14 protein-coding genes and 1 pseudogene are annotated in these 16,846 nt (G+C 64.6%); 5 read left to right on the top strand and 10 right to left on the bottom strand.

From position 1 onward, the window contains the following. Positions 1–75: 75 nt before the first annotated feature. Positions 76–2,691 (top strand): hopanoid transporter HpnN, encoded by a 2,616-nt coding sequence (gene hpnN, locus ACVMB0_RS20560; protein ID WP_461347468.1) that lies wholly within the window; start codon positions 76–78, stop codon positions 2,689–2,691. Positions 2,692–2,763: 72 nt separating this feature from the next. On the opposite strand, the gene ACVMB0_RS20565 is transcribed toward hpnN, so the two are convergent. Then, positions 2,764–3,408: a DUF2147 domain-containing protein gene (locus tag ACVMB0_RS20565; protein ID WP_461347469.1), complete on the bottom strand. Its 645-nt coding sequence runs from the start codon at positions 3,406–3,408 to the stop codon at positions 2,764–2,766. 102 nt (positions 3,409–3,510) lie between these two features. Between ACVMB0_RS20565 and hpnO the strand changes: the two genes are divergently transcribed. After that, positions 3,511–4,902, top strand: coding sequence for an aminobacteriohopanetriol synthase HpnO (gene hpnO / locus ACVMB0_RS20570; RefSeq protein WP_461347470.1), 1,392 nt, complete (start codon positions 3,511–3,513; stop codon positions 4,900–4,902). Positions 4,903–5,040: 138 nt separating this feature from the next. Here hpnO and ACVMB0_RS20575 read toward each other — a convergent pair whose 3' ends face one another. The 7 genes from ACVMB0_RS20575 to ACVMB0_RS20605 form a co-directional block, all read right to left on the bottom strand. Then, positions 5,041–5,805, bottom strand: coding sequence for an anti-sigma factor family protein (locus ACVMB0_RS20575; RefSeq protein ID WP_456755856.1), 765 nt, complete (start codon positions 5,803–5,805; stop codon positions 5,041–5,043). Next, positions 5,802–6,362: a sigma-70 family RNA polymerase sigma factor gene (locus tag ACVMB0_RS20580; RefSeq protein WP_461347471.1), complete on the bottom strand. Its 561-nt coding sequence runs from the start codon at positions 6,360–6,362 to the stop codon at positions 5,802–5,804. Before ACVMB0_RS20580 ends, ACVMB0_RS20575 begins: the two co-directional genes overlap by 4 nt. Before the next feature lie 94 nt (positions 6,363–6,456). Continuing rightward, positions 6,457–6,780 (bottom strand): cupredoxin domain-containing protein, encoded by a 324-nt coding sequence (locus ACVMB0_RS20585; protein WP_456755854.1) that lies wholly within the window; start codon positions 6,778–6,780, stop codon positions 6,457–6,459. Positions 6,781–6,804: 24 nt separating this feature from the next. Next, positions 6,805–7,755: a metallophosphoesterase family protein gene (locus ACVMB0_RS20590; protein ID WP_456755853.1), complete on the bottom strand. Its 951-nt coding sequence runs from the start codon at positions 7,753–7,755 to the stop codon at positions 6,805–6,807. A 348-nt stretch (positions 7,756–8,103) separates the two neighbouring features. Beyond that, positions 8,104–10,020, bottom strand: a complete 1,917-nt coding sequence (locus tag ACVMB0_RS20595; RefSeq protein ID WP_461347472.1) for a potassium transporter Kup — start codon at positions 10,018–10,020, stop codon at positions 8,104–8,106. Between the two features lie 99 nt (positions 10,021–10,119). Further along, complete coding sequence (locus ACVMB0_RS20600; RefSeq protein WP_461347473.1) at positions 10,120–11,022, bottom strand: alpha/beta fold hydrolase; 903 nt, start codon at positions 11,020–11,022, stop codon at positions 10,120–10,122. 6 nt (positions 11,023–11,028) lie between these two features. Beyond that, positions 11,029–12,672, bottom strand: a complete 1,644-nt coding sequence (locus ACVMB0_RS20605; protein WP_461347474.1) for a GMC family oxidoreductase — start codon at positions 12,670–12,672, stop codon at positions 11,029–11,031. A gap of 298 nt (positions 12,673–12,970) precedes the next feature. Between ACVMB0_RS20605 and ACVMB0_RS20610 the strand changes: the two genes are divergently transcribed. Next, on the top strand, positions 12,971–13,597 hold the full coding sequence (locus tag ACVMB0_RS20610; RefSeq protein WP_456755849.1) for a pyridoxamine 5'-phosphate oxidase family protein: 627 nt from the start codon (positions 12,971–12,973) through the stop codon (positions 13,595–13,597). Between the two features lie 3 nt (positions 13,598–13,600). On the opposite strand, the gene ACVMB0_RS20615 is transcribed toward ACVMB0_RS20610, so the two are convergent. After that, on the bottom strand, positions 13,601–14,026 hold the full coding sequence (locus ACVMB0_RS20615; protein WP_461347475.1) for a hypothetical protein: 426 nt from the start codon (positions 14,024–14,026) through the stop codon (positions 13,601–13,603). A 274-nt stretch (positions 14,027–14,300) separates the two neighbouring features. Here ACVMB0_RS20615 and ACVMB0_RS20620 point away from each other — a divergent pair. Both ACVMB0_RS20620 and ACVMB0_RS20625 read left to right on the top strand, forming a co-directional pair. Then, a pseudogene (locus tag ACVMB0_RS20620) lies at positions 14,301–14,927 on the top strand (amidohydrolase); the annotation flags it as partial. After that, complete coding sequence (locus tag ACVMB0_RS20625; protein WP_461347476.1) at positions 14,857–15,474, top strand: amidohydrolase; 618 nt, start codon at positions 14,857–14,859, stop codon at positions 15,472–15,474. The pseudogene ACVMB0_RS20620 and the gene ACVMB0_RS20625, both read left to right, overlap by 71 nt. A gap of 171 nt (positions 15,475–15,645) precedes the next feature. Here the strand turns inward: ACVMB0_RS20625 and ACVMB0_RS20630 are convergent, their stop codons facing one another. Next, entirely contained in the window at positions 15,646–16,827 is a 1,182-nt protein-coding gene (locus tag ACVMB0_RS20630) for a cytochrome P450 (protein WP_461347477.1), read from the bottom strand. Positions 16,828–16,846: the final 19 nt, after the last annotated feature.

A 16,846-nucleotide genomic window follows, 5' to 3' on the forward strand; every position in this document is an offset into this window, starting at 1 on the left:
TTAGATCGGCCCCCGGAACTCCGCTACAGAGCGGGCGTTTTCGGCCATGCTTCCCCGAGATTAGAAAGAAACGAAGTGCTGACAAATATTGTCGTCTCCGTTGTTAGGACCTGTACGCGTTTTGCCCTTCCGGTTGTCATTATCTCTGTGCTGCTGTCGATCGGCGCCGGCTTCTATACGGCCCGCAACTTCTCGATCAACACCGACATCAACAAGCTGATCTCGCCGGATCTGGATTGGCGCAAGCGCGACAACCAGTTCGAGGAAGCATTCGATCGCGAGCGTCTGATCCTGGCGGTTGTCGAGGCCGCGACGCCCGAGCTGACCAGCTCGGCGGCGAAGGCGCTCACCGCGAAGCTGCAGGCCGACAAGAAGAACTTCGAGGCGATCACCGCGCTCGGCTCCGGCGAATTCTTCGAGAAGAACGGCCTGCTGTTCCTGCCGACCGAAGAGGTCGGCAAGGTCGCAGGCCAGCTCGAATCGGCCGCGCCGCTGATCGAGATCATGGCCGGCGATCCCTCGATTCGCGGCCTAACCGGCGCGCTCGAGACCGGGCTTGCCGGCGTCAAGCGCGGGCAGGTCAAGCTCGACAATGCCGCGCCCCCCTTCAACCTGATCTCGGAGACCGTCGAGACCGTCCTCAACAAGGGCAACGCCACCTTCTCCTGGCGCGAGCTGACCAGCGACAAGCCGCTGACCGATTCGGACAAGCGCGCCTTCATCGAGATCAAGCCGATCATCGACTATTCGGCGCTGGAGCCCGGCAAGGCCGCGACCGATGCGATCCGGCAGGCGGCCGCCGACCTGAAGTTCCCGACCGAGTATCACGCGCGCGTGCGCCTGACCGGACCGGTGCCGATCGCCAACGAGGAATACGCCACCGTGCAGGACGGCGCGATCACCAACGGCATCGGCACCGTGGTGATCGTCTTGATCATCCTCTGGCTGGCGCTGCACTCGGGCAAGATCATCTTCGCCGTGTTCGTCAACCTGTTCATCGGGCTTGCGCTCACCACCGCGGTCGGCCTGATGATGGTCGGATCACTGAACCTGCTGTCGATCGCCTTCGCGGTGCTGTTCGTCGGCCTCGGCGTCGACTTCGGCATCCAGTTCAGCGTGCGCTACCGCTCCGAGCGTTACAAGAACGACAATCTGACGCTCGCGCTGGAAAACGCGGCGCGCCGTTCGGCGGTGCCGCTGTCGCTTGCGGCGATGGCGACCGCCGCCGGCTTCCTGTGCTTCCTGCCGACCGACTACAAGGGCATCTCCGAGCTCGGAAAGATCGCCGGCGCCGGCATGCTGGTGGCGTTCGTCACCAGCATCACGGTGCTGCCGGCGCTGCTCGACCTGCTCAACCCTCCGGGAGAGAAGGAGCCGGTCGGCTACGCCTTCCTGGCGCCGGTCGACCACTTCCTGGAAAAGCATCGCATTCCGATCATCGTCGGCACGCTGCTGGTCACGGTCGCCGGCCTGCCGCTGCTGCACTGGATGAAGTTCGACTTCAACCCGATCAATCTGCGCAACAAGCAGGCGGAATCGATCGCGACCTTCCTCGACCTGAGGAAGGATCCGAACACCGGGGCCAACGCCATCAACGTGATGACGCGCTCGGAAGCCGACGCCAAAAAGATCGAGACCAAGCTCGAGAAGTTGCCGGAAGTGGCGCGCGTGATGTCGCTCGACAGCTTCGTGCCGGACGACCAGCCGGCCAAGCTGAAGCTGATCGCGCAGGCGGCCAAGACGCTCGGCCCCGCGCTCAACCCGGACTCGGTCGATCCGGCGCCGTCGGATCAGGAGAATGTCGAGTCGCTGAAGAGCTCGGTCGACAGCCTGCGCAGGACCGCGGGCGACGGCAAGGGGCCGGGTGCGGTTGCCGCGCGAAGGCTCGCCGACGCCTTGCAGAAGCTCGCCGATTCGAACCAGGCTGTCCGCGACAAGGCGCAGGACGTCTTCGTCGCGCCGATGAAGATCGTGTTCGATCAGCTCCGCAATACGCTGCAAGCCCAGACCGTCACCTTGCAGAACCTGCCGCCGGAACTGGTCGAGAGCTGGAAGACCAAGGACGGCCTGATGCGCGTCGAGGTCGAGCCGAAGGGCGACCCGAACGACAACGACAATCTGCGCCGCTTTGCCGACGCCGTGCTCGCCGCCGAGCCGACCGCAATCGGCGGACCGGTCTCGATCCTCAAGTCGGGCGATGTCATCGTGAATGCGTTCATCCACGCCGGCATTCTGGCGCTGGTCACCATCGGCCTGCTGCTGTGGCTGACGCTGCGCCGCATCGTCGACGTGCTGATGACGCTGGTGCCGCTCCTGGTCGCCGGCATCGTCACGCTGGAGATCTGCGTCCTGATCGGGCTGCCGCTCAACTTCGCCAACATCGTCGCGCTGCCGCTGCTGCTCGGCGTCGGCGTGGCGTTCAAGATCTACTATGTCACGGCATGGCGGCAGGGCAGGACGAACCTGCTGCAATCGAGCCTGACGCGGGCGATCTTTTTCAGCGCGCTGACCACGGCGACCGCGTTCGGCAGCCTGTGGCTGTCCAGCCATCCCGGTACCGCGAGCATGGGCAAGCTGCTTGCGCTGTCGCTCGTCACCACGCTGGCCGCGGTGCTGCTGTTCCAGCCGGCGCTGATGGGCAAGCCGCGTGAGACCCTCAAGGAGGAGGATATCGCCAACGACGTCACCTGACGCGTTGTTTTGATCGGGCTTGGCGGCCGATGCCGCCAAGCCGCAATCACAGGCCGAGCGATGCCAGCCGTGTCAGTGCGTCGGTCGCGCGATGTCCGGCAGCAGGCAGATATCGCCGACCGTGTCAGCGGACGCATTGGCATTGCTTGGGGCCTGCTTCTGGCCCGGCTTGCTGGCAGGGGCCACGGCGCCGGTGGTCTTCTGCGGCGCTGTTGATTTGGGAACGGTGCCCTTTGCTGCCGAGCCTGCGGCCGCCGGATTGCCGGCGGCGCTCACCGGGATAGGCGGGCCGACGCGGGTCCAGGTCTCGCCGCCGCACAGGAAGCCGAGCACGCAGCCCTGGATCTCGAGCTGATCGGTGCCGACCGGCTTGATGGTCGAGCTGTAGAGCTGGCCGTCCTTGGCGTTGTAGACTTGGCCTTCCCAGGCATCGACGCCGGCCTTCTTCTTCATGTCGATCAGGATCGGCATGCCGAGCGTCGGCCTGCTCTGCTTCGCAGGATCAGGATTGTTCTTATCCTTGCCGCCGGGGGTTTTTTCCCACGACACCGCCCCCCACATGTTGCCATTACACTGGGCGACGCGGATGATGGCGACACCGTCAGCGACCTTCCAGTCGCCGGTCGGGTCCGCTGCAAGTGCCGGTGATAATACGGTGGCCAAAAATAAACCCGAAAAGGCTATTGTGCGCGCGAAAGTTCTTGGGCAGTGCAACATGGTCCAAACCTGTGCTTAACTAGACGATCCGAGCGGGGGTCAAAACGCCGCTAGCGAGCGTTTTAAGTTGACGAGATGGCCATCAACCGACGTATGTAACGAATGGTAAGTTCCAATTTAGACGTTTCCGAGATTTTTGTGGAGCGCGAGGGGCAGCGCGGTGCCATGCACACGCGTCACCTCAACGAGCAGCTCGTTCGCGTCCTCAAAACCATCGGTTACGACGTCGGCTTCCAGAAGGGGCAAGGCCAGTACCTCTTCGATCGTCAGGGGGCTCGTTACCTCGATCTATTGAGCGGATTTGGCGTTTTTGCGATTGGCCGCAATCATCCCGCCCTGCGCCAGGCGCTGAAGAGCGTGCTCGACGCCGATCTGCCGAATCTGGTGCAACTCGACGTGTCGACGCTTGCCGGCGTGCTCGCGGAACGGTTGCTGGACTATGTTCCATACCTGGACAAGGTGTTTTTCGCCAATTCCGGCGCGGAAACCGTCGAAGCTGCGATCAAGTTCGCGCGCGGCGCGACCGGCCGTCCCGGCATCGTCTATTGCGGGCATTCGTTCCACGGCCTGTCCTATGGGGCGCTGTCGCTGACCGATGATTCGAATTTCCGCAGCGGCTTCGAGCCGCTGCTGCCGGGCTGCACCCCGATACCCTTCAACGATCTCGAGGCGCTGGAGAAGGCGCTGTCGTCGCGCCAGGTCGGTGCGTTCATCGTCGAGCCGATCCAGGGCAAGGGCGTCAATATGCCCACAGACGAGTTCCTGCCCGGCGCGCTGGCGCTGTGCCGCAAATATGGCACGCTGTTCATCGCCGACGAGATCCAGACCGGCATCGGCCGGACCGGAAAATTCCTTGCGATCGAGCACTGGGGCATCGAGCCCGACATGGTGCTGCTGGCGAAGGCGCTCTCCGGCGGACACGTGCCGATCGGCGCGCTGCTGACGCGCAAGAACATCTTCGACAAGATCTTCAACCAGATGGATCGCGCGGTCGTGCATGGCTCGACCTTCGCGAAGAATGATCTGGCGATGGCCGCCGGCATCGCGACCCTCGACGTCATCAAGTCCGAGAAGCTGGTCGAGAACGCCGCCAAGCGCGGCGCCGAGCTTCGCCTCGCGCTGACGCGCATGGTGCCGGGCTATGAATTGATGAAGGAAGTCCGCGGCAAGGGCCTGATGATCGGCGTCGAGTTCGGGCCGCCGAAATCGCTGCGGCTGAAGGCATCGTGGAATCTGCTGGAGACCGCCAACAAGGGCCTGTTCTGCCAGCTGATCACGGTGCCGCTGTTCAAGGATCACAAGATCCTGACTCAGGTCGCCGGCCACGGCCTGCACACCATCAAGCTGCTGCCGCCGCTGACGATCACCGAAGAGGATTGCAGCTGGATCGAGAAGTCGTTCGACGACGTGATCGCCGGCAGCCACAAGGTGCCCGGCGCGATCTGGTCGCTCGGCAAGACGCTGGTCGACAACGCGGTGCGCAAGTCGGCGTAGGCACGTTCCCGTAGCCGGGATGAAGCAGCCTTATTCGTCATTGCGAGCGAAGCGAAGCAATCCATCGAGCCGCAAGCGGCGATATGGATTGCTTCGTCGCTTCGCTCCTCGCAATGACGAGAGCAGAGGTTTTGCTGCTCACCCCTCCTTGTTCGCGCGCATCGCGCTCTCGAACTTGTCGCCGAACTCGGAGAGCTCGTCGGCGCCGAGATCGCTGACCGCCCAGTAGTTCAGGCCGCGGTCGCTCCAGCGCCGGATGTTGAAGCCCTGCAATGTCGAGATCTTCGCGGGCTTGCGTTCGGTGCTCGCGGTCTGCGCCACGAACAGGTTGATGACGTGCTGGCGCCGCTTGTAGACCACGGCGCCGATCTCGCGGGCGTTGACGTAGTCGAGCCTACCGCCGATCAGCGTGAAGCCCTGCGCGGTGAGATCGATCACCGGCGGCGAGACGTCGAGCTTGCCGTTGAACCACGGCTTGACCGTGTGCTGGTCGGTCGACACCACGTCGATCAGGTGGCCGGCCTGCAGCGAGCGCAGATGCGCCGACACCACCTCGTTCTCGATGCGCTGCTCGTCGTCATTGCGCAGCACGATCGCAACCAGGCCCGTTGCGGCCATCGCCGACACCGCCGAGCCCATCGCGAAGCCGCGCAGCACCGAGCGCCGGCTTGGCGCGGCCTGCGGTTGCGGCAGCGACTTCTCGATCTTGCGGCGCAGCTCGAGCGGAGCCTTGTAGCGCACGTCGCTCTCGGCGATTGCCTGACGGATCTCCTGATATTCCTTCATGAGAGCGGCGCAATGCGCGCACCCCTCGACATGGGCTTCCACTTCGCGCGCATGGCCGGCATCGAGTTCGCCGTCGATCAGCGCGTGGATCAGCACTTCGGCTTCCTCGCAGGTCATTTCACGTGCTCCTGTTCCGCAAGCCAGGGGGCCGATCGCAGCATGGCGCGGGCGCGCGCGAGGCGGGACATCACGGTGCCGACCGGCACGGCGGCGACATCGGCGATCTCGCGGTATGATAGATTCTGGATTTCCCTGAGCACGAAGGTCTCACGGAACGGCTCGGCGAGCGCCGCCACCAGCTTGCGCACGGTGTCGCCGTCGAACCGGCGCAGCAGCTGCTTTTCCGGGGTCTCCGGGGCTTCGTTCCATAGCGGGGTCTGCTCGCCGCCTTCCGGCAGCTCCTCGACCGCGGTGGGCGCGGTCTTGCGCCTTGCGTATTCGGCGCGGCAGACATTGCGCAGGATCGCGAACAGCCACGGCTTCATCGCGGGGCCGCGATAGCTGTCGAAATGCTTGTAGGCGCGCAGATAGCATTCCTGCACCGCATCCTCGGCGTCGGCGGCATCGCGCAGCAGATAGCGCGCCAGGGTATAGGCGTCGTCAAGGTACGGCAGCGCGGCTTCGCGGAAGCGTCGCGCCTTTTCGGGATCGTCTTGCGACGCGTTGACAACCATCGTGTCCTGCCCGGCATGTCGAGAGACGGCTTGTGCCCGGGCGGGGGCTGTGGGCCACCGACCGGGCATGGTTGTGATTGTATGGCTGGTCACGTTACCCAACCTTGATACTGCCTGTCATGTGCGGATGCAGCGAGCAGAAATACTTGTATTCGCCCGGCTCCGTGAAGGTGAACGAGAAGGTGCCGTCGGTATCCATGGTCTTGGAGCGGAATTTGCCCGCGCACACCACGGTGTGCGGGATGTCGTCGCGGTTGGTCCAGGTCACGGTGGTGCCGACCTTCACGTCGAGCGGGTTCGGCGTGAACGAGAAATTGTCGATATGGACCGCGGTGTCTTCGGCGCGGGCCGCCGTGACCGGCAGCAGCATGGTCGCGACCACGGCGATCCCGAAGTCGCGTCGATTGATCGTACTCATCGTCTGTTTCCTCAGCCGGATCCGTTAGCCTTGCAGCGGCGTGTCGATGATCGCCAGCGGCTGGCTGTTCTGCTTGAAGTTGATGCTGGCGACGCCGAGCATGCTGCGCAGCTTGGCATCCTCGACCTTCATCGGGCCGGGCGAGGGGGCAGCCCCCGGCGCCGGCTGCGGGAAGGCGGTCGAGCGCGCGGTGTGGAAGGTGACGTTGCCCTCGACCTTCTGCATCACCTGGTGGATGTGGCCGTTGAGCACGGTGACCGAGCCGAAGCCCTTGACGTATTCCAGCGCGCGGGCGCCGTCCTCGGTGCCCCAGCCCCATTGCGGATAGACCGTCCACAGCGGGATGTGGGCGAACAGCACGATCGGCGTCGACTTGGAGCGGCCCTTGAGGTCGTTCTCCAGCCATTCGAGCTGCTCATTGCCGAGATTGCCGAGGCCGCCGCCCTTGAGGTCGACGACGTTGACGAGGCCGATGAAATGCACCCCGCCGGCGTCGAACGAATAGTAGCCCGGACCCTTGGTGCCCTTGCCGTAACGCTCCTTGTAGAGCTTGACCTCCTCGTCGATGAAGTCGTGCTCGCCCGGCACGTAATGCACGTCGAGCTTGGCCTGCGAGATGATGCGGTCGGCATCATCGAACTCGGACGCCTTCGACAGATGCGTGATGTCGCCGGTATGGATCATGAACGACGGCTTGACCGGCATCGCCCGGACCTTGTTGATGGCCTCCTCCAGCGTGCCGATGGCGTTCGGGTTGGCCGGCTTGTCGAAGCCGACATGGCTGTCGCTGATCTGCATGAAGGTCATGCCGCTGGCCTCGGCGGCCTTGGCCGAGCCGACGATGCCGAGCGAATGCGGCACGCCGCCGGTGACGGTCCACAGCACGCCGGTGCCGGCCCAGGTCATGCATTCCAGCACCTTGCGTCGGCTGACGCCTTTCTCCTCATCGTGGTGATTGTGATCGTGTCCGCTCATGACAAGTCTCCCATGGGCCCAGGGATTGGGTTTCCGGGGAGGTGATCGGCAGGGCCGGAGCTTTATTCCCGGAGCGTCGGAGCGGGGTGAGGGGCGGAATGACGATTTCGTGAGGACCGGAAAGCCGGCTGCATTGCGGTGCAACATGGCGATGCCGCAACAGAAATGAACGGCCGCAACACGGCTGTCTTGCAGCCGTCAGCATAATGTCAGCGCTGCTGCGTAAGGTTGGCAGACATTTGATAGGTCCAGTACTGCGTGAGTGGCTTACGCCGTCCCCGAAAGGGGGCGGCGGTTTCTTTGGCGGCCGGGCAGCGGCGGCAATGGCTGCGGCTGGTCCATCGTGATCTACAGTTCCATCCTGCTGCCGATCTCGACCAGCGAACCGCTCGGGATCCGGAAGCGGTCGATCGCGTGCGCGGAATTTCGGGACATGAACGCGAACAGTGCAATCTGGAATCGGGCGATCGCGTTGCGGCGCGTACCGCTGACGGGATCGTGACGTTCGACGTAGTAGGTCGCGCCTTTCTGGATTGGCACCCCGATCTGCCTGGCATTGGCGAGTACGGCCGGCAGGTCTGGAATCTCGACGAAGCCGAAATGCACGGTAATGTGCCAGACGCCTTCGCAAAGCTGTTCGCAGCGAATTCGATCCGCCGAGCGGATACGGGGCACGCTTTCAAAACTTGCGGTCAGCGCGATCGTCGTTTCGTGCAGGGAACGGGATTGCTTGACGTAGTTCACGATGATCGGCGGCATTCGGTGCCTCAGTCGGGTCAGGAATATCGCCGTTCCCGGGACCCGCGCAATGTGCTGCGTGCGCAGACCGCCAACGAAGGCGTCGACATGCTGCGAATGCGCCATGCTCCGCCGATGCAGCGCATCGAGGCCGAAATGCCAGGTGGTCATGACGCCAAACACCAGCGCACCGAACAGCAGAGGAATCCAGCCGCCTTCCGCGATCTTGAAGAGATTGGCGAGAAAGAACGCAAGGTCGACCGCGAGCAGCAGCCCCGCGATCGTGACTGCTCGCGGCGCGCTCCAGCGCCACATGCCTCGCATCACCTGGTAGAGCAGAGCGGTGGTCAGGACCATGGTCGTGGAGACCGCGGCGCCATAGGCGGCGGCGAGGCGGTCTGAACTGCCGAAGCCGATTGTGAGTGCGACCGTCAGGCACATCATCGTCCAGTTCACGAAGGGTACGTAGATCTGGCCATATTCCTCGGCCGATGTCTGGTTGATCCGCACGCCTGGAAACCAGCCAAGCTGCATGGCCTGGCGTGTCATCGAGAACGAACCGGTGATGATGGCCTGGCTTGCGATGATGGTCGCGAGTGTCGCAAGCGTCACCAGCGGATAGACCGCCCAGACCGGTGCGAGCTTGAAGAACGGGTTGGCGCCGGGATCGGGGGAGGCGATGAAGTCACCGACCTGTCCGGCGTAGTTGAGGATGAGAGCAGGCAACACGACGCCGTACCAGGCGGGACGGATCGGCTTGCGCCCGACGTGTCCCATATCGGCGTAGAGGGCTTCACCGCCGGTGAGCGCCAGGAATACGCCGCCGAGCAGGGTGAAGCCGAGCAGGCCATGCGTGGTCAGAAGCAGAATGCCATATGCAGGATTGAGCGCACGCAGAACGTCGGGATGCGGCGCCACCGAGCTGGCGCCGAGCGCTGCCATTGTCACGAACCACAGCAGCATCACCGGGCCGAACGCCTTGCCGACGATGGCGGTCCCATGACGCTGAAACGCGAACAATGCGATCAAAATCCCGGCAGCGATGGGCATCGTGTACGGCCTGAACACGTCGGTGGCAACGTTCAGGCCTTCGACCGCGCTCAGCACCGAGATGGCCGGCGTGATGATGCCGTCGCCATAAATCAGCGCCGCGCCGAACAGCCCGATCGCAATCAGCCAACGGCCGCGCCCGGACCACCGCGCGCCGGTCAGCGCCATCAGCGCCAGAATGCCGCCCTCGCCATGGTTGTCGGCGCGCATGACGAACAGGCAATACTTGATCGAGATCGTGATGATCAGCGCCCAGACGATCAGCGAGAGCGAGCCGAGCGCGGCATCCGGGCTGAAACCGTTGCCCATCAGGTGAACGATGGTCTGCAGCGTATAGAGCGGGCTGGTGCCGAGATCGCCGTAGACGATGCCGAGCGCAAGCAGGATGCTGGTGAAAGTCGGCGCTTGCTCAAATCGGCTGTGCGCCTGCCCGGTGAAACCGGTCGTATCGTTCAGGGCAGAGATCGTCGAAGGCATCCGGCTCACCATTGTCGTCGAGTCGCGAGCAAGAGGCGGCCGCCCGGCGACAGGTCTCGCCGTTACAACGACGATGTAGCCCGATCGTTGCGAGGGTGCTCATCGGCTCGCGCCGGCAAACGCCCTGAGCGCGTCGAACAGCAGGCCGGGCGCCTCCTGCGCGACGCAATGGCCGACGTTCTGGAACGTCCAGCGGCTGGCGTGCGGGATTAGGGCTCCGGTGCGCTCCGCCATCTCCTTGTAGATCGGCCATGACTGCTCGGCGGTGGCGATGCGGACCGGACAGGCGATCTCGGAGAACCACGGGAACGGATTGCCTCTGATGTCGCCGGTGTAGATCTGCTCCATGGCCTCAAAGATCGGTCCCAGCAGCGCCGACTCGATCTGCGGCGTGCAGCGCAGCCGCATCCGCCCGTCGTCGAGCTTTGCATATCCATGATGCACATAGGCCCACAGCGACGGTTCGGTCCACGGCGCGAAGGCCGGCGCGGCACGCAATCGGCGGAACAGGTCGTCGGCATTGTCGAATTCGGCCCGGCGGCGCAGCACGCCCTGCACCGACCCGTTCGCGATGTCGCTGAGGCCACCGCTGCGCGGCGTGCGCGGATCCATCGCGGTCGGCTCGGTCACGAACAGCCGCGCGAAGCGGTCCGGCATCAGCTTGGTGGCGAGCAGCAGGTCGGTGGCGCCGGCACTGTGGCCGATGCCGTAGATGTCATGGAGGTCGAGGCGCTGCACGACCATGCAGAGGTCGTCGGCGAAATCCTGGAAGTGATAGCGGTCGGCCGCCGGCTTGTGGCTCAGGCCATGGCCGCGGCGGTCGAGCGCATAGACGGTGTAGTCGGAGGCCAGCGCCTCCGCGACTTCGGTCCAGACCTCGGCGACGAAACCGGTGCCGTGCAGCAGCAGCGCCGTCGGCTTGCCGGACGAAGGCTCGCCCCAACGTGCGAGCGCGATCTGCGCACCGGCATCGCCAACGAGAATGCGCTGCGGCTGCATCATCGGTTGCTATCGCGCGTCCTGCAAAATCATCGCCGCGGCCTTCTCGGCGATCATCGCAGTCGGCGTGTTGGTATTGCCGGAGGTGATGGTCGGCATCACCGAGGCATCCGCGATGCGCAGGCCGTGCAGGCCGTAGAAGCGCAGCCGCTCGTCGACCACGGCCATCGGATCGCTCGCCAGTCCCATCTTCGCGGTGCCGACGGGGTGGAAGATCGTGGTGCCGATATCGCCCGCCGCCTTGGCGAGCGAGGCATCGTCGTCGCCGACCGAGGGGCCGGGCAGGAACTCCTCGGGATGATATTGCTCCAGCGCCTGCTGCTTCATCAGTTTGCGCGTGGTGCGGATCGCGTCGGCCGCGACCCGGCGGTCGTCGTCGGTCGAGAGATAATTCGGCGCGATCGACGGCTTGTCGTCCGGCGCGGTCGATTTGATCCGCACGGTGCCGCGCGAGGTCGGCTGCAAATTGCAGGCGCTGACCGTGATCGCGGGGAAGCGGTGCAGGGGATCGCCGAACTTGTCGAGCGACAGCGGCTGCACGTGGAACTGGATGTTGGCGCGCGCGCGCGTCGCATCCGAGCGGGTGAAGATGCCGAGCTGCGACGGTGCCATGGTCAGCGGCCCGCGGCGGCGGAACGCATAGTCGAGGCCCATCAGGCCGCGGCGGACCAGGTTGTAATAGGTCTCGTTCAGCGTGCGCACGCCCGACACCTTGTAGATCGCGCGCTGCTGCAAATGATCCTGCAGATTATGGCCGATGCCTTGCACGTCGGCCACGATGTCGACGCCGAGCGGCGACAGCCATTCGGCCGGGCCGATGCCGGAGCGGTGCAGCACCTGGACGGATCCGATCGCACCGGCGCAGAGGATCACTTCGCCTTTGGCACGCGCCTCCACGGTCTCGTTGCCTTGCCCGTTGCCTTGCTCGTTGCCTTGGCGGAACAGCACGCCGGCGGCCCGGCCGCTCTCGATGATCAGGCGGTCGACCAGCACGCCGGTCTCGAGCCTGAGATTGCTGCGGTTCAGCGCCGGCTTGAGGAAACCGCGCGCCGACGACCAGCGGCGGCCGCGCTTCTGGTTGACGTGGAAATAGCTGGTGCCTTCGTTGTCGCCGGTGTTGAAATCAGGGATGCGCTTGATGCCCATCTGCTCGGCGGCATCGCCGACCGCATCGAGGATCTGCCACGACAGCCGCGGCGCCTCGATGCGCCAGCCGCCGCCGGTGCCATGATGCTCGCTGGCGCCGAGGAAGTGATCCTCCAGCTTTTTGAATGCCGGCAGCACGTCGCTGTAGCTCCAGCCGGTGAGGCCGAGCTGCCGCCAGTGGTCGTAATCCGCGGCCTGGCCGCGCATCGAGATCATGGCGTTGATCGCCGACGAACCGCCGATCACCTTGCCGCGCGGATAGGCGAGCGATCGGCCGTTGAGGCCGGGTTCGGCCTCGGTCTTGAACATCCAGTCCGAGCGCGGATTGCCGATCGCGAAGAGATAGCCGACCGGGATGTGAAACCAGATCCAGTTGTCCTTGCCGCCGGCTTCCAGCAGCAGCACGCGCTTGCTCGGATCGGCCGACAGGCGGTTGGCCATGATGCAGCCTGCTGTGCCTGCGCCGACGATAATGTAGTCGTAATCACCCTCGAGCCTTCGCGGCATGTCCTCGTTCCCGGCAAACGTCTCTTGTTGGGCTCCTTCTATAGCGTTTTCGAGCGAAGTGGAGCCCGGTTCGCGTGATGAAAACGCGTAATACAAGAAAATAGAACTCGGTTCGGACCGAGTCGGGACCGAGTTCTATCCAGGCGCAGCCGGTCGAGACAAGCCCGGCGGTGGATGCCGGGCTCGGGCCTTTGCGCATAATTCGGACCGGATGTGGACTTGGGCGGCTTTTCACGCCCATTCCGAATGAATAGGCTTTCTCCTGATAGATGGTTGCTCAACTTGCCGGAGGATTGCCGTGGCAGACCCAGTCCGCGCCGCATTTTACCACGACGGAATGCGTGAGTTGCAGGATCGCTTCGATGGTCGTCGCGTCGCCGACGGCCTCGAGAAGCATCGCCTCCACTTCGAATTCTGGGAGCAGGATCGCAGGCTCATCGAGGAGACGCGTTTCTTCTTCATCGCGACGAGCTATCAGGACAACGTCGATTGTTCGATGCGTTCCGGCGATCCCGGCTTCGTGAAGATCACCGGGCCCGATACGCTTGAATTCCCGGAGTATGACGGCAACAACATGTACCGCACGCTCGGCAATATTCATCGCAACCCGAACGTCGGGTTGCTGTTTGTGCGCCTCGACGGCAAGACGTTTCGCACGCGCATCCGAGGCAAGGCAACGATCCACGACGACCCGGAGACGCTTGCCAGGCACCATGGCGCGAAGGTCGTCGTGCGCGTGACATGCGAGATCTTCCCGAATTGTCCGCGCTACGTTCCGGACCTGATGGGCGCTTCAGCGGATGTGCCGCCGAATCTGTTCGTTCCCCGGCCCGGCTACGAGCCGCCTGCACCGGAATGGAAGAGCCGGGATTACCTCAAGGACGTGCTTTCGAAATACGATCCGCATCGGAAGCGTGAGGTCTAGCGATCAAGGCAGCGGTGCCATGTAGGGAATGCTGGCCACCAGCGCGAACACCTGCACCGCATTGCACGCCATGCCGCCCCAATGCAGCCGGCGCAGCCGCCGCACGGCGGTCGGATCGCCTGAATCTCTCGCGTCTGCCTCGGCATCGAGCCGGCGCAGGAACCATCGCCGCGCCAGCACCGCGAAACCGGCGATCAGGGCGACGCAGAGTGCGGTGAGCGGCCGGCCCGCCGCGACAAAGGCGAGCGTCCCGATCACGCCGGAGACGGTCAGCACGAGGAAGTAGGCGTTGAACATACCGCGCAGCAGCCGGGTGACCGGCGGGACGTCGAGCTTCACCAGCAGGAACGCCGGCGCTGCCAGCAGGAAGTATCCCATCGGCACCAGCAGGATGATGGTGGAGAACAGGACCGCTTGATCCGGCGTCATGCAGCCGCTCCGTGTTGAAGGCGAGAGGATGTGCCGCGGAGAACCTGGGGTAGTATCCCTGCGGGATATCTCCTGCACCATTGGGCTTTGGTCGGATGCGGTCGCATCGCTCCTGACATAGCAGCATCGAAGCCGGTTGATCCTGTGCCGGAGGAACAGATGCATCCGGCTTGTGAATGCAGGTCCTAGCCAGAAGCATGCCACATCTGTTTGGGTGGACTGGCTCTTGCATGCTAGAGGTGACTTTCGTCCAACCTTCGAGGCCAGAATTCTCATGCCCATCGTCAACCGCGTCGCCGATCTGCAACCCGATATCCAGGCCTGGCGCCGCGACATCCATGAAAACCCCGAGCTGCTCTATGATGTGCACCGCACTGCATCATTCGTGGCCGACCGTCTCAGGGAGTTCGGCTGCGACGAGGTCGTGACCGGGCTCGGCAAGACCGGCGTGGTCGGGGTCATCAAGGGCAACAAGGGGCCGGCCAAGGGCGACGTCAAGGTGATCGGCCTGCGCGCCGACATGGACGCGCTGCCGATCCACGAAGAGACCAATTTGCCTTACGCCTCGAAGACGCCGGGCAAGATGCATGCTTGCGGCCATGACGGCCACACCGCGATGCTGCTCGGCGCCGCGCGCTATCTCGCCGAGACGCGCAATTTCGCCGGCGACGTGGCGGTGATCTTCCAGCCCGCCGAGGAGGGCGGGGCAGGAGCGGCCGCCATGATCAAGGACGGCCTGATGGACCGCTTCGGCATCGAGCAGGTCTACGGCATGCACAATGGGCCGGGAATTCCGATCGGCTCGTTCGCGATCCGTCCCGGGCCCGATCATGGCATCCACCGACGAGGTCAACATCAACATCGAAGGGCTCGGCGGCCATGCCGCGCGGCCGCACAAGTGCATCGATTCGGTGATGGTCGGCGCGCAGCTCATCACCGCGTTGCAGTCGATCGTGTCGCGCAGCGTCGATCCGTTGGATTCCGCCGTGATCTCGATCTGCGAATTCCACGCCGGCAACGCCCGCAACGTGATCCCGCAGACCGCGGTGTTGCGCGGCACGGTGCGCACCCTGACGCCGGAGGTCCGGCAATTGATCGAGAAGCGCATCGGCGAAGTGGTCAAGGGCGTGGCCCAATTGACCGGCGCGCGGATCGATCTCGACTACAAGCGCGGCTATCCCGTCACCGTCAATCACCCCTCGCAGACCGAATTCGCCACCCGCATCGCCAGGGAAGTGGCCGGCGACGGCAACGTGCACACGATGCCGCCGCTGATGGGCGGCGAGGACTTCTCCTACATGCTGGAAGCCCGCCCCGGCGCCTTCATCTTCTGCGGCAACGGCGACAGCGCGGGCCTGCACCATCCTGCCTACAATTTCAACGACGAGGCGATCGTGTACGGCACCTCGTATTTCGTGAAGATCGTGGAGGACGCGCTGGCGGCGTGAGCTTCGAAGTCGGCGTAACGCTTTCTACCGTCATTGCGAGGAGCGAAGCGACGAAGCGATCCATATCGCCGCTTGCGGTGCTGTGGATTGCTTCGCGGAGCCTGTCATCGGGCGCGCGTTTGCGCGACCCGTTAACTCGCAATGACGGTGAGCGTTGGTCTTGGCGCCGGCTCACGCGTCCCAGCGCACCGGCAGCGTCACCGGGCCGCGGAACACCCAGCCGCGGACGACCGGCGGCGCCTCCGCGCGGAGGCGCAGATTGCGCAGGCGGGCGAACAGCATCGGGGCCACGATCTTGCCGACGGTGAGCCGCGACACCCAGGTGCCGGCGCAGAAATGCGGTCCGGCGCCGAATGCCAGGTGCGATTGCCTGGGCCGCATCACGTCGAAGCGATCGGGCTGGGCGAAGCGATTGCCGTCGCGGTTGGCTGCGCCGACGCAGAGGCCGATCTGAAGGCCCTCGGGCAGCGCTGTGCCGGAGAGATCGACGTCGCGGGTGACGCGGCGCGGATACATGCCGATCGGCGAGATCCAGCGCACCGCTTCCTCGAGCGCCGCCGGCCACAGCTCCGGCTTCGCCAGCACGTTGTCCTTCTGCGCCGGGTTTTCCAGCAGACCGAGCACAAGGGTCAGGATCGCGTCGCGCGGCTCGTTCAAGCCGCCGCCGATGATTACCTTGATGTTGGCGCGGATGCCCTCGATCGGCATCGGCGGATCGGCATGGACCATCGAGGACAGGATCGATGGATTCGGCCGGCTGCGATGCTCGTCGAGCACCGCGTCGATCGCGGCATCGACAGCGGCGCTCGCCTGCATCGCCTTGCGCTCGATCTCGGCATCGGCGGCATAGTTGCCGGCGCCGTCGATCAGCGCCTGCGACCATTCGGCGAGCGTCTGCCACGGCATCGCGCGAAAGCCGATCATCGCCATCAGGCTGAGGGAAGCCATCGGCGCGGCCAGCGCGGCGAACAGATCGGCTTCTCCCGCCGCCGCCAGCTCATCGATCAGTCTGTCCGCGATCGCGGTGAATTGCGGCGCCCAATGCTCCTTGATCGTGGCCGGGCGGAACGAGGGCTCGATCGCCTTGCGGCCGATCGTATGCTCGGCGCCGTCCTTCCGCATGAATGTCGGCCCCATCACCCTGTTGACCAGCGAGGCGGGATTGTCGGCCGAGTAGGTCGCGCCATCGCGCTCGATTCGCGTGATGTCGTCGAAGCCCGTCACCAGCGTCAGCTTGGCGGCCTCGACATGGACCGCCGGCGCCAGCTCGCGCAGGCGGCGGAAGATCGGATAGGGGTCGTCGAGCAGGTCCTGATAGGCGATGTCGGTGACGATGGGCACGCTGCTGGCCATGGGTCCTCCCGGAGCGGTT

Source organism: Bradyrhizobium sp. USDA 4451 (assembly GCF_054822585.1).